The following is a 13,250-nucleotide window of genomic DNA, read 5'->3' as shown; positions in this document are numbered from 1 at the left end:
AGATGGGGCAGTGTCCGCCAGGCCCGAAACGCCAGCCGTCGTGCGCGGTTTCCGCTACGCGGCCAGGAACTGTAGCTGCGTGGCCGGCACGCGCCCGCTCGCCGCCAGCCGGCCAAAGAACTCCGTCAATCCGCCGAGGTACTCGATGCCCAGCCCGTAGTCGAGTCCGCGGAAGTAATCGCGGCAGGCCCCCGCCGGCACGCCGGTCTGTGCCGCGGCCTGGCGCGACAGTTCGTCGAGGTGCGCGAGCCCCCAGTCGCGCGAGGCGATCAGCGACGCGTGCGCGCCTAACGACTGCGCCACCGGCGTCGCGCGCAGTGCCACCCAGACGGCAAACACGAACGGCAACCCCGTCCACGCCTGCCACTCCAGCCCGAGGTCGTACACGTATGGGTAGCCGACGCCGTCGGGCGCCTCGCGGCCCCGGGTCCGCAGCAGGAGCGCCGCGTCGCCAATGACCAGCCGCGCTTCGTGCTCCTCCTGCGGAAACCCCTCGATGTCGGAGACCTCGGCGTCTCCCGGCACGAACTCGGGGCGCGCCTTCCACACGGACTCGAACAGCAGCTCCGTGAGCAGCACGCTGGTCATCGAACTGCGGGAGACGATCACGCGTCGTCCGCCGAGTGCGGACGCCGGTCGCCTGGAGAAGAGCAACACGCTCCGCACCGGGCCGTGGCAGGAAATCGCCAGGTCGGGCAGCAGCACGTATCGACGCGAGTCCCGCGCGTATTCCACCGCCGAGACCACGGAGACGTCGAGCGTTCCGGCCGCCATCTGCCGGTTGAGCGCGCTCGGCACGCCGGTCACCAGTTCCCCGTCGAGCGCCACGAGGCCACGGTCGATCGCCCCGTAGACCGGAAAGCAGTTGATGTACGGAATGCGCCCGACGCGCATGTCAGGCCGCCGCGTGGGCGGGCCGTTCGTCGAAGGTGCGGAGCACGTTGTAGAACGAGTCGCGCTCCGCCGGCACCCGCTGGGCCCCGCGAATGAGCGCGACAATCTGGTCCAGCGTCATGCCCTGCGGAGTCGTGGCGCCGACCGCGTGGTAGATCTTCTCGCGCACCACGGTCCCCTCGAGGTCATTCACCCCGAATGCAAGCGAGGCCTGCGAGAGGAACGGCGTGACCATGATCCAGTGCGTCTTGATGTGCCGCACGTTGTCGAGAAAGAGCCGACCAACCGCCAGCATGCGCAGGTCGTCGAAGCCCGTCGTACCATGACCCTGGCGCCCGAGCCGCTTACCGAGCTCGTTGTCATCGGGATGATAGGCCAGCGGGATGTAGGCGAGAAACCCGCCGGTCTCATCCTGCAGATCCCGGAGCATCTGCAGGTGCGCCACGCGGTCCTCGATGGTCTCCACATGGCCGTACAGCATGGTCGTATTCGAGCGGATGCCGAGGGCGTGCGCGGCCCGATGCACCCCGATGTAGTCCGCACCACCGAGCTTGCGATCGGCGATCTGCTCGCGCACCGCTGCGCTGAACGTCTCGGCGCCGCCGCCGGGCAGCGTATCCAGCCCGGCCTCGCGCAGCGCCACCAGCACCTCCGTCCAGCTCAGCTTCTCGATACGGGCGACATGTGCGATCTCGACGGCCGTGAGTGCCTTGATGTGGACGTGCGGAAACTCGCGCTTGAGCGCGCGGAACATCGTCGTGTAGTACTCGAGCCCCGCCTGCATGTCGAGCCCACCCACGATGTGGAACTCGCGCGTGAGTCCATCGCGTGCGTGCTCGGCCTCGGCCATCACCTGGTCGAGCGTGTAGCGGTATGCCCCGTCCTCCTTCGGCAGTCGCGCGTAGCCGCAGAAGACACACGTCTTTCGCAGGACGCAGACATTGGTCGGGTTGATGTGCTGGTTGGCCGCAAACGTGACGACATCACCGTTCGCCGCCCGGTTCACCGCGTCGGCCATGTGGCCAACGCCGAGCAGGTCGCCCGAGCGATAGAGGGCGATGGCGTCTGTGGCGTTGAGGCGCGTTCCCGCGAGCAGCTTCTCTCCGATCGGCCGCAGGACCGGATCGGAAAGCCGGGTCAGGTCGATGGCCGGCGACATCCCTGCCCTCAGGACTCGTATCCCGAGACGGCGAGCGACACGTTGTGACCCCCGAACCCGAAGACGTTGCTGAGGGCGACGCGAACCGGTCGCTCCACCGCGACGTTAGGCGTCACGTTGAGGTCGCACTCGGGGTCCGGGTGCTCGTGGTTGATCGTCGGCGGAACCTTCCCCTCGCGCGTGGCCAGCAGTGCCACAATGAACTCGAGGCCTCCGGCCGCTCCGAGCAGGTGTCCGGTCATCGACTTGGTGGAACTGACGTTGAGCTGGCGCGCGTGATCCCCGAAGACCGCCTTGATCGCGCGGATCTCGTTCGGGTCGCCCTGCGGCGTCGACGTCCCGTGCGCGTTGATGTAGTCCACCTGCTCCGGCGCGATTCCACCGTCCCTGAGGGCGCGTCGCATGGCACGTTGTGCGCCTTCCCCTTCGGGCGCGGTGGCCGTGAGGTGGTAGGCGTCACCGGTGGCACCGTAGCCGCGGACCTCGGCGTGAATGGTCGCACCGCGTCGCAGCGCATGCTGCAACTCCTCGAGGACCACGACTCCTGCACCTTCACCCGCGACAAAGCCGTCGCGATCCCGGTCGAAGGGACGCGACGCGGCCTTCGGGTCGTCGTTGCGCTCGGAAAGCGCCTTCATGTTGGCGAACCCACCGATCGCCATCGGGGTGATCGTCGCCTCGGCGCCACCGGCAAGCATCACGTCGGCATCGCCGTACTGGATCGTCCGGTATGCCTCGCCGATCGAATGCCCGCTGGTCGAACACGCGGACACGGTGGCCAGGTTGGGACCCTTGAGCCCAAACCGCATGGACACGATCCCCGCCGCGATGTTCGAGATGAACATCGGAACGAAGAACGGTGAGATCTTGCTCGGGCCGAGCGTCCGGTACACATCGTGCTGCGCCTCGAAGATCTTGAGGCCGCCGATGCCGCTCCCCATGATCACGCCGCTCTCGAACGGATCGAAACCGGTGCCGTCGCCAAACCCGGCATCGCGCATCGCCTCCACGGAGGCCGCTATGGCATACTGCGTGTAGACGTCAGAGCGCTTGGCCTCCTTCCGGTCCATGTACTGGAGCGGATCGAAGCCCTTGACCTCGCACGCGATGCGCACAGGAAACGAGGACGCGTCGAACTGCGTGATCGGCCCCGCGCCGGACTGGCCGGCGAGCAGCGCGCTCCACGTCGACGCGACGTCATTCCCGACAGGGGTGAGGGCGCCAAGCCCCGTGACGACGACCCGACGCTTCATTACGGCGTGCCCTTCTCCTGCAGGTACTTCAGGGCATCCCCGACCGTGCGGAGCTTCTCGGCATCCTCGTCCGGGATGTCGATGTTGAACTCCTTCTCGAACTCCATCACGAGCTCGACGATGTCGAGGCTGTCAGCGCCAAGGTCCTCGATAAAGCTCGCTTCGTTCGTGAGCTTCTCCCGCTCAACCCCGAGCTCCTTCTCGATGATGTCTTTGACCTTCTCACTCATGTCCGCCATGACGCTGTCTCCGTTAGTGCAAAGTGGGTGAAGCCAAGATAACGAGGAGAACCGACTTACATCACCATACCGCCGTCCACCACGAGGACCTGGCCGGTGATATACGCGGCAAGGTCGGAACTGAGGAACAGCACGGCGCCGGCGATATCCGCGGGCGTACCCAACCGCTCCAACGGAATCTGTGAGGACAGGCCACTGCGCGCCTCGGGCGTCATCTGCGCGGTCATGTCCGTCTCGATGAATCCCGGCGCGATCACGTTCGCCAGAATCCCGCGCGACGCGAACTCCTTCGCCACCGACTTCGTCAGGCCGATCAGCCCGGCCTTCGACGCGCTGTAGTTCGTCTGGCCCTTGTTTCCAATAAGGCCCACGATGCTCGCGATGTTGATAATCCGTCCGCTTCGTCGCTTCATCATGCCACGAGTCGCCGCGCGCATCGCGACGAACGCGCCGCGCAGATTGGTGTCGATGACCGCGTCCCAATCCTCGTCCTTCAAACGAAGCATGATGTTGTCGCGCGTGAGGCCGGCGTTGTTGACAAGTATGTCGATGCCACCAAAGGTCTTTTCCACATCTTCAACAAGTGCAGTCACTTGAGCCACATCGCTCACGTCGCACGTGAAGCCCGCTGCCCCGCGCCCAATCTCTGCGGCGGCGGCGTCGGCACGCGCCTTGTCACGTCCGACCACTGCCACGCGCGCCCCCGCCGCTGCCAGTGCCTCCGCGATACCGCGTCCTATGCCACGAGTGCTTCCCGTGACCAGCGCGTTCTTTCCCGAGAGATCGATCTGCATCAGGCCACCTTCGCAAGCATCGACTCGACCTCGGCCGCGGTGCCGCAGGTCGTCGTCTGGATCGTCGGCGCGATCTTCCTGACGAGCCCGGACAGCACGGTGCCCGGTCCCATCTCCACGAAGAGCGCATCAGGGAATTGCGCGGCCAGGCGCGCGACCACGTCGGTCCATCGAACCGGCGAGGTGAGCTGCTCCACCAGGAGCCGCCGCCCCACGTCGGCGCTCGACACCATGGTGGCATCCACGTTCGCGCAGACCGGCGCCTTCGGCTCGTCGAACCTCGCCTCGGAGAGCGCGGTCGCCAGCCCCTCCCGGGCGGGAATCATGAGCGGCGAATGAAACGCGCCGCTGACGTTGAGTGCGATGGCGCGCTTGGCTCCCGCGGCCTTGGCCAGTTCCATCGCCTTCTGCACGCCAGCCACCTCTCCGGAGATCACGACCTGACCCGGCGAATTGAAGTTTGCGGCAACCACGAGGCCCCCGTCCGCTTCACTCGACGCGCGTTGACAGATCACGTCGATGGACTCGGACGGATCGCCAAGGATTGCCGCCATGGAGCCCGCGCGCACACGGCCAGCCTCGTACATCAGCTGCCCCCGCCGCCTGACGAGCCGCACGGCATCCTCGAGGGAGATCGATCCGACCGCATGCCACGCCGTGAATTCGCCCAGAGAGTGCCCGGCCGCCGCGCGCATGCGCCCGCTGAGCGCTTCACGCAAGACCGCCCATACCGCCGCACCATGCGTGAGCAGAGCCGGCTGTGCGTTGTGCGTCAGGGTCAGCGCTTCCGCCGGTCCATCGAAACAGAGCGTTGCAAGAGACTCGCCCAGGGCCGCGTCCGCGCGCCCAAAGACATCGCGCGCGGCGGGAAACGCCTCGGCGAGGTCCTTGCCCATGCCGGGCTTCTGCGAGCCCTGGCCCGGAAACAGCGCGACGATGTCCATGTTCAGAAGCGAACGACGAGCGATGCCCAGGTGAACCCGGCGCCGAACGCGACAAGCAGCACCGTCGAGCCCTCGGTCACGCGCCCACGCTGCACGGCTTCGTCGAGCGCGAGCCCGATGGATGCGGACGAGGTGTTGCCGTAGCGGTCGACGTTGACGTACACCTTGTCCATCGGCACGCCGGCGTGCTTGGCCGTGGCCTCGATGATCCGGATGTTGGCCTGATGCGGGATCATGAGGTCGATGTCCGCCCCGGTGAGTCGCGCACCGTCGAGCGCACGATCGGCCGCTTCGGACATCGAGCGGACGGCGTGCTTGAAGACCTCGCGACCTTCCATCTTGACGTAGAAGGACCGGTCATCGAGCACCTGCTGGCTGAACGGGTGCGCTGCGCCGCCGTGCGGTCGGTACAGCAACTCAGCGAGCGTGCCGTCGCTGCGCATGAAGGTCGACAGGATCCCCTTGCCGTGGCGCGAACGTTTGAGGACCGCTGCACCGGCGCCGTCGCCAAACAGCACGCACGTCGAGCGATCCTTCCAGTCCACGATGGTCGTGAGCTTTTCGGTGCCGATGACGAGCGCGGTCTCGGCGCCTCCGCTCGCCATCAGGCCCTCGGCGACAATGAGGCCGTACAACCAGCTCGAACACGCGGCCATCACGTCGAACGCAGCGGCTCGCTTGGCGCCAAGCGCCGCTTGCAGGTCGACCGCCGTGCTGGGCAGCAGGCGATCAGGGGACGCGGTGCCGAGGACGATGATGTCGAGTTCACCGGGGGAGACACCGGCGCGCTCCATCGCGACGCGTGAAGCAGCCGCCGACATCGAGCAGTTGGTCTCGTCCGGGGCCGCGATACGCCGTTCGCTGATCCCCGTCCGCTGCACGATCCACTCGTCGTTCGTTTCCAGCCCCAGCGCCGCGAAGTCGGCGTTGCGCATCACGCGGGCGGGCGCGTAGGTGCCGAGGCCCGCCAGGTAGGCGATCGGTCGCTTCATGAGGCGCGAGCCGGCTGTGAGGCAGGCGTCGACAACCGGCGCCCGATGTGGTCGTTCATGTGCGACTCGATCGCGCGCACGGCCACGCGCACCGCGTTCTTGAGCGCCCGCGGATCGGACTTGCCGTGCGAAATGATGCTGACGCCCTTCACGCCAAGCAGGGGCGCGCCGCCGTGTTCCGAGTAGTCAAGTTCCCTGAACGCGCCAGACAGCTGTTCCTTTGACAGGCCGGCGCTTCGGGCGACGAGGCCAAAGAGGAACGGAGCCACGCCTTCGTAGAACTTGAGCAGCACGTTGCCGGTGAACCCATCGCAGACCACCACGTCGAACGGGCCGCGGTCGCTGGCGCCCGCCGGGAGGTCGCGCCCTTCCACGTTGCCCTGAAAGTTCAGGCCCGACTGCACGAGCAGTTGGTGGGCTTCCTTCACCACGGCGTTTCCCTTTTCCGGTTCCTCGCCAATGCTGAGGAGTCCGATGACGGGATGTTGCCGTCCAAGGATGTCTTCGGCATACACCGCGCCGAGCCGAGCGAACTGCACGAGCTCTGCCGCGGAGCAGTCGACGTTGGCCCCCGAATCGAGCACCACGACGGGCTTTCGCGCGGTGGGAAAGAAGGTACCGATCGCGGGTCGCGAGAGTCCCTCGTGGAGTCGGAGCACGAGCGAGGAGATCGCCATCTGTGCTCCGGTGTTGCCCGCCGAGACGAACCCGTCGGACTTGCCATCGGCCTGCAGGCGCAGGCCCACGTGCATGGAGCTGTTCGGCTTCCCACGCAGGACCGCCGAGGGCTTGTCCGACATCTCGATCACATCCGACGCGGGGACAATGTCGATGCGCGAACGCAGGCCGGCATGACTGGAATAGTCGCCAGCGAGAAGCCGATCGAGCGCCCCTTCGATCACGGAGGGACTACCGATCAGCTGGATGCGGTGCTCTTCTGCGAGATCCGCCAGCGCGAGCAACGCGCCGGCGACTGGTGCATCCGGCGCGTGATCGCCCCCCATGGCGTCCAGCGCGATTCGCGCCAACGCCTACGCCTCGGCGGGTTCGACTCGCTGCTTGCCCGCGTAGTATCCGCACTCGCCACACACGCGATGCGGACGCTTGGGGCTGCCACACCGCGGGCAGTTCTGGATGATGATGGCGGGCGCGGTCTTGTGGGTATTGCGGGCGCGCTTTTTCCGCTTGGATGTTCGTCGCTTCGGGACAGCCATGGTGGTGCTCGGAGAGTGGTGAGGACGCGAGTGCTACGGGTTGCGCAGGGCCGACAGGGCGCCCCAGCGCGGATCGATCGCGGTCGTGCACGTACAGGCACCGTGATTCCGGTTGCCACCGCACTTTGGGCACAGGCCCTGGCAGCTCTCGGAACACACGGCGTATGGCGGGACAGCGAGCAACCACTCCTCGCGAATTGCTGGACGCAAGTCCAGGTCGTGCTGACGGACGTCGATCAGATACACATCCGGTTCGTCCGCCTCCTCGGCTGCGCCGTCGACCAGGAGCAAGTGCACCTCCTGGTCCACGCGCAGGGACACGTGGTCGAGGCAGCGACGGCATGATGTGGCCGCCTGCCCTTCCAGCCGTCCGCTGAAGTAGAACCTGCCTGCTCCAGCGGCGGACAGCCGACCGGTCACCTGCACACCAGCGTCGGGCCGCGTGTCCCCCTCCCTCCACACCGCATCATCGGCGCGAAGGTCGGCCTCGACCTTGACGGCATTCGACTCGAGGGACCTGAGGTCGAAGGACAGCATAGCCCGGCAATCTAGGCCGCCTGCATGAGACTTTCAAGTCACGATGGCAGATAGACTTAGCCGCGCCATACCCGCCGTGACCCGCGAACCCTGCCCATGTGCCTACAGAACGTCCGACTCGGCGAAGAAGAACCGCGCTTCCCGGATCGCGTTGTCGTCTGAGTCCGAGGCGTGAATCGCGTTTCTCTCCTTCGACTCGGCGTACAGTTTCCGAACCGTTCCCGCCGCGGCTTCCGCGGGGTCGGTCGACCCGATCGCCTTCCGGAGTTCCGCGACGGCGTCCGCCTTTTCCAGTATCATCGGCATGCAGGTGCCCGACGTCATGAACGTGACCAACGACCCATAGAACGGGCGCTCGCGATGGACGGCGTAGAACTCCTCCGCCTGCGCGGTCGTCAGGCGCATGACGCGCGCCGCAACGAGCCGGAAGCCGCCGGCCTCGAGATGGGCGAGGACCTTCCCCGCCTTGCCGGCGCCGAAGGCGTCGGGCTTGATGATCGTCAGGGTGCGATTACCGGGCATCGTCAGTGATTCAGGTACGAGGGAATAGCGGCGCCCCGTCTCACGGGACCGGACGCCGCCGTCTCAGGCGAGTCGTGCCTTGATGAGTTCCACAAAGTCGAGCGGACGCTTGGCCACGCCCATCCCGGCCGCCTGGAACGCTTCGATCTTCTCGGCCGCCGTGCCGGACGATCCGGAGATGATCGCGCCCGCGTGGCCCATCCGCCGTCCGGGCGGCGCCGTCTGACCTGCGATGAAGCCCACGACCGGCTTCTTCATGTGGCGCTGCACGTATTCCGCCGCGTTCTGTTCGTCGGTCCCGCCAATCTCGCCCATCAGGCAGATCGCCTGGGTGCTCGGGTCGCGCTCGAAGGCCTCGAGGCAGTCGATGAAGTTCGTCCCGTTGATCGGATCGCCACCGATGCCGACGCACGTGGTCTGGCCGATTCCGGCCCGCGTGAGCTGGTAGACGATCTCGTAGGTGAGCGTCCCGGAGCGCGAAACCACGCCAACCGGTCCGGGGGTGCAGATGCGGCCCGGGATGATGCCGACCTTGGATTGCCCGGGCGAGATGAGCCCCGGGCAGTTGGGGCCGATGAGCCGAACGCCCCGTTCCTTCACGTACGGATAGACCTTCGTCATGTCGAGGACCGGTACGCCCTCGGTAATTGCGACGATCAGCTGAATCCCCGCGTCGGCGGCTTCCATGATGGCATCCGCCGCGAACATCGGCGGCACGTAGATCACCGTCGTGTTGGCGCCGGTGGCCTCGGCCGCCTGGGCCACCGTGTTGAACACCGGCACCTTGCCCTCGAACGTCTGCCCTCCCTTGCCAGGAGTGACGCCACCGACGACCTGGGTGCCGTAGTCGATCATCTGCCGGGCGTGGAACGAGCCATCGCGCCCCGTGATGCCCTGCACGATCAGTTTGGTGTTCCGGTCGATGAAGACGCTCACGCGGCGGTCCTCCCGGTGGCGAGTGCCACGGCCTTCTTCACGGCTTCGTCCATGTCGCTGGATGCCGAGAAGCCGTTGTCCGTCAGAATCTTCATTGCGATCTCTTCGTTGGTACCGGTGAGGCGAATGACGATCGGCACCGTGAGCGGGTTCTCCTTTGTCGCGGTCACGATGCCATTGGCCACGTCGTCGGTGCGGGTGATGCCACCAAAGATGTTGAACAGGATCGCCTTCACGTTCGGGTCGGCGGTGATGATGCGGAGAGCATTCACCACCTTTTCCGGGTTGGAGCTGCCGCCGATGTCGAGGAAGTTCGCCGGCTCGCCGCCGTAGTACTTCACGAGATCCATCGTCGCCATGGCGAGCCCGGCGCCGTTGACGCAACACCCGACGTTGCCGTCCAGCTTGATGAACGTGAGGTTCGCGTTGCGCGCCTGAACCTCACTCGGCTCCTCCGCGGTTTCGTCGCGCAAGGCGGCAATCGCGGGCAGCCGATCGAGTTCGTTGTCGTCGATGCTCATCTTGGCGTCGAGGGCGATCACCTCGCCCGCGGGATTCACGATCAGCGGATTGATCTCGGCGAGCGAACATCCGTTCGCCATGAACGCCCGGTAGAGCTGCCCCATGATCCGGGCCGCGGCGCGCGCCTTGGCGAGGTCGTCGTACAGGAAGAAGCCCAGCCGCATCGCCTGGAACGGCATCAGACCGAATCGGGTGTCGATCGGCAGCTTGAGGATCTTCTCCGGCGTCGTCGCGGCGACCTCCTCGATGTCGATCCCTCCCGCCGGGCTGACCATGAACACCGGCTTCCGCGTCGCCCGGTCGAGGATGATGCCGACGTAGGCTTCGCTCGCGATGTCCGCGGCCTCGGTGACAAGCACCTTGTACACCGTGAGACCCTTGATCTGCATGCCGAGGATCGCGGTTGCTCGCGCGCGCGCCTCAGAAGGATCCTGTGCGAGCTTCACGCCACCGGCCTTGCCGCGGCCGCCGGCATGCACCTGGGCCTTGACGACCACGGGTTTGCCGATGCGGGTGGCGATGGCCTCGGCTTCCGCGGGTGTGGTGGCGATCTCCCCGGCGGGGATCGGGACACCAAGGGTGCGAAGGATGTCCTTCGCCTGGTACTCGTGGATGTTCACGGAGTCTCCGTGCGTGGTGAGCAGGCGGCCCGCGGCTGACGTTGCGCCCGCCGGCCGGCAGGGTGAATCGAGCGGAACACGTTGCGTCCCGCGTGCGCGCGCAGGCGCTGGCGGGGCAAGCTATCGGGGAAAAAAAGGCGGTTCAAGGCGCGGTTTGACTGGCGCGAAGCAGGCGGCCCAGTGCGTCGTAGGCGACGCCGAAGCCGGACAGGTCGCCGCGCGCCAGGGCCTCGCGCATCTGCGCATAGAGTTGGGTCACGCGGGCCCGGAACGCCTCCGGCGTGAGCGGAATCGTGTTCACCGCCGGCTCCGGAACGCCCAGCGCGTTCATGACCGTTCGGCCGATGCGCACCGAGTCGGCTCCGTACATGGCCGCGGCAAAACGGACCGCGGGCGCGCTCTCGCTGCGCCACAGGTACGCGGTCTGAACGACGGCGAGTCGATCGCCAGCGGCCACCACGCGCGCGGGACCGCGGGCCAACGTGACCGGATCGCCGCGCCCTGCGCTGGCTGCAGAGTCGAGCCCGCGCCGCAGAAGCTCGATCACGCCCTGCCAGCGCGGGCCGATAGAGTCAACGGGGAGCCACCGAAGACTCACGTCCGCTCCACCCGAAGCTACCACCGCACCCCGCAGTCGCTCGGCCGCGTCGACGACGGGCCAAGCCACCGCGATCCGCTGGCGCGCTGAATCCACAAACGGTGTGTAGGCAGGAAAGGCAAACAGTGTGTCACCGCCGGTAACGCGCGCGAGGTGTGAGGGCGGTCCGGCCTCTCCACGACGGCCGAATCGCGCGAGCACTCTTGCCTGCGTCATCGCACCGTCGCCCGGCGGCGGAATCTGCCGCAGGACCTCTTCGCGCACCGCACTCACCGGCACGAAGAGACGCGGGAACCGCCGCATCCAGGTGACAGCGACGGGATCGGGTTCGGGATCGCCGACCGCCACGACGCGCCCGGTGTGCGCATTGACCAGGGCAACCGCGGCATGGCGCGCGTACCGCACGTCGGCTCCGGTGAGCGCGATCGGGTCGGCCAGCGGATACGTCGCCGACGCCGAATACAGGTGCACAGCCCACGTGAGCGAATCACCCAGCAGCATCGGCAACACGCGATTGCCCTGCATGAAGAACGGGAACAACCGCTGAACGCGTTCGCGCACTCCGCGATACTGGACCACCTTGGGATCCTGGGCGCCGTCGCGGTGGCGCAGGAGTCGGGGGTTCTGCAGTCCCCACGCGTGGGCCAGGCGGTCGCCCTGGCTCCGCAGCACCGGCGCGGCGATGTTGCCGATGGAGTCGAACACCACGGCGTAGCCGGTGAGCGAGTCGGCGACCATCGCTGCCGGAACCCGCTGCACCCCGTCGGCCGTCACGCCGGGACGCATCAGGACGCCATTTTCGCCGGTGAGGCCCGCATCGAGGCGGGAGACGTACCACGCCGCAAGCAAGTCGGCGGCGTCGGGCCCGATCGGTTGTTCCACCACCAGGGCCTGAAGTCGATGATCGCGCAGCTCCCAGCCTAACGAACCCAGGGCGCGCCCCGAGAGCCGCATGAAGGCCACGGAGCGCTGAATCGCCTCGGGATCCCACAGCGGGGTCGGGCCGGCAATGTCGGAGATCGGCCCGACCCGGCGTACGGAATCGGGAGCGGCGATGCGGTCCACGTCGAACGCGCGGCGCGTGAAGCCGGCGCGGATGGACGCATACGGGCGGTCGCGTGCCTCCGCGTCAGCCGGCGTGAGGAACCTGGCGGCGATCGGTGGGACCAACTGACGCAGCCCGAGCGACAGAACCAACACCGACGCCAGCGTCACGAAGGCGAGGCGGAGCTGACCGATCCATCCCGACCAGACCAGCAGCATCGCACCGACGATCGTGGCAAGGGCGAGCACCAGGTTGGCCGGGATCCCGACGCGATGGTCGAGGGCCACGAATGTTCCGTTGTCCCCGCTCCCGTCGAGCAGGAGGCCGTATGCGTCCAGCCGGTAGCTCCACGCCAGCAGCAGGAGAAACAGCCCACCGAGCACGAACAGGTGGCGACGGACATAGTTGGTGATCACCAGTCGACCCTGTTCCCAGCGCAAGCTGGGCGTCAGCGCGTACAGGAACATGACGAGCACGGTCACACCGAGCACCGCGATCAGCGCCCAGATGTGCAGCGCGCTCTCGACGGGCAGCCAGTACACCCAGAACGCGAGATCGAGCTGGAAGTAGGGATCGCTCTCCCGGAAGGTTTCGCCGTGCCGGATCAGCTCGAGCGACGTCCAGTCACCCCAGCTAAACGCGAGAAGCAGGCCGATTGCGACGGACAACACGAGCACGGCCCCGAGCAGGTAGCGCCCGGATACTTCCTCACCGATCTCGATGTTGCCGACGCGTCGCGGAAGCGAGACCGACTGCACTGAATGCCGGACCGCGTAGAGATTCACGAAGACCAGCGCGGTGCCCACCGTGAAGGCCACGCCGCGCAGGAGCGCGAGATTCGTGGCCTTCGCCCAGAACAGCCGCGTTGCACCCAGCGATTCGTACCATCGGAAGTCCACCACCCAGCCGGCCACGACCCGGCCGGCGAGCAGAAGCACCGCCGCGCCGAGCACGAGACCGAGGAGCCAGCGGCGCCGCATC

Annotated in this window: 14 protein-coding genes; all 14 read right to left on the bottom strand. The window is 67.0% G+C overall.

The genetic code is table 11. The annotated features are described in order from the left end of the window. Positions 1-54 precede the first annotated feature (54 nt). Positions 55-894, bottom strand: coding sequence for a menaquinone biosynthesis protein (locus tag IT361_17795; protein MCC6319529.1), 840 nt, complete (start codon positions 892-894; stop codon positions 55-57). Position 895: 1 nt separating this feature from the next. Then, positions 896-2,053 (bottom strand): CofH family radical SAM protein, encoded by a 1,158-nt coding sequence (locus IT361_17790; GenBank protein ID MCC6319528.1) that lies wholly within the window; start codon positions 2,051-2,053, stop codon positions 896-898. An 8-nt stretch (positions 2,054-2,061) separates the two neighbouring features. Beyond that, positions 2,062-3,306 (bottom strand): beta-ketoacyl-ACP synthase II, encoded by a 1,245-nt coding sequence (fabF, locus tag IT361_17785; GenBank protein MCC6319527.1) that lies wholly within the window; start codon positions 3,304-3,306, stop codon positions 2,062-2,064. After that, complete coding sequence (locus IT361_17780) at positions 3,306-3,545, bottom strand: acyl carrier protein (GenBank protein MCC6319526.1); 240 nt, start codon at positions 3,543-3,545, stop codon at positions 3,306-3,308. Before IT361_17780 ends, fabF begins: the two co-directional genes overlap by 1 nt. A 56-nt stretch (positions 3,546-3,601) precedes the next feature. Next, positions 3,602-4,333, bottom strand: a complete 732-nt coding sequence (gene fabG / locus IT361_17775; protein ID MCC6319525.1) for a 3-oxoacyl-[acyl-carrier-protein] reductase — start codon at positions 4,331-4,333, stop codon at positions 3,602-3,604. Between the two features lie 5 nt (positions 4,334-4,338). Next, positions 4,339-5,283 (bottom strand): ACP S-malonyltransferase, encoded by a 945-nt coding sequence (gene fabD / locus IT361_17770; GenBank protein MCC6319524.1) that lies wholly within the window; start codon positions 5,281-5,283, stop codon positions 4,339-4,341. Positions 5,284-5,285: 2 nt separating this feature from the next. After that, positions 5,286-6,275 (bottom strand): ketoacyl-ACP synthase III, encoded by a 990-nt coding sequence (locus tag IT361_17765; protein ID MCC6319523.1) that lies wholly within the window; start codon positions 6,273-6,275, stop codon positions 5,286-5,288. Further along, positions 6,272-7,303, bottom strand: a complete 1,032-nt coding sequence (plsX, locus tag IT361_17760) for a phosphate acyltransferase PlsX (GenBank protein MCC6319522.1) — start codon at positions 7,301-7,303, stop codon at positions 6,272-6,274. The genes IT361_17765 and plsX overlap by 4 nt, the downstream gene beginning before the upstream one ends. Before the next feature lie 3 nt (positions 7,304-7,306). After that, complete coding sequence (gene rpmF / locus IT361_17755) at positions 7,307-7,489, bottom strand: 50S ribosomal protein L32 (GenBank protein ID MCC6319521.1); 183 nt, start codon at positions 7,487-7,489, stop codon at positions 7,307-7,309. 33 nt (positions 7,490-7,522) lie between these two features. After that, complete coding sequence (locus IT361_17750) at positions 7,523-8,026, bottom strand: DUF177 domain-containing protein (protein ID MCC6319520.1); 504 nt, start codon at positions 8,024-8,026, stop codon at positions 7,523-7,525. A 102-nt stretch (positions 8,027-8,128) separates the two neighbouring features. Continuing rightward, complete coding sequence (ndk, locus tag IT361_17745; GenBank protein ID MCC6319519.1) at positions 8,129-8,548, bottom strand: nucleoside-diphosphate kinase; 420 nt, start codon at positions 8,546-8,548, stop codon at positions 8,129-8,131. A gap of 63 nt (positions 8,549-8,611) precedes the next feature. Then, positions 8,612-9,484 carry a succinate--CoA ligase subunit alpha gene (gene sucD / locus IT361_17740; protein MCC6319518.1) on the bottom strand — a complete coding sequence of 291 codons (873 nt, stop codon included), beginning with the start codon at positions 9,482-9,484 and terminating at the stop codon, positions 8,612-8,614. Further along, positions 9,481-10,626, bottom strand: coding sequence for an ADP-forming succinate--CoA ligase subunit beta (gene sucC, locus IT361_17735; protein MCC6319517.1), 1,146 nt, complete (start codon positions 10,624-10,626; stop codon positions 9,481-9,483). The genes sucD and sucC overlap by 4 nt, the downstream gene beginning before the upstream one ends. Positions 10,627-10,768: 142 nt before the next feature. Beyond that, positions 10,769-13,249 (bottom strand): UPF0182 family protein, encoded by a 2,481-nt coding sequence (locus IT361_17730; GenBank protein MCC6319516.1) that lies wholly within the window; start codon positions 13,247-13,249, stop codon positions 10,769-10,771. Between the last annotated feature and the right edge of the window lies 1 nt (position 13,250).

Source organism: Gemmatimonadaceae bacterium, assembly GCA_020846935.1.
In the GTDB taxonomy this organism is placed as follows: domain Bacteria; phylum Gemmatimonadota; class Gemmatimonadetes; order Gemmatimonadales; family Gemmatimonadaceae; genus RBC101.
The sequence above is the reverse complement of the archived record's forward strand: the minus strand, read 5'-3'. Positions and strand labels throughout refer to the sequence as shown.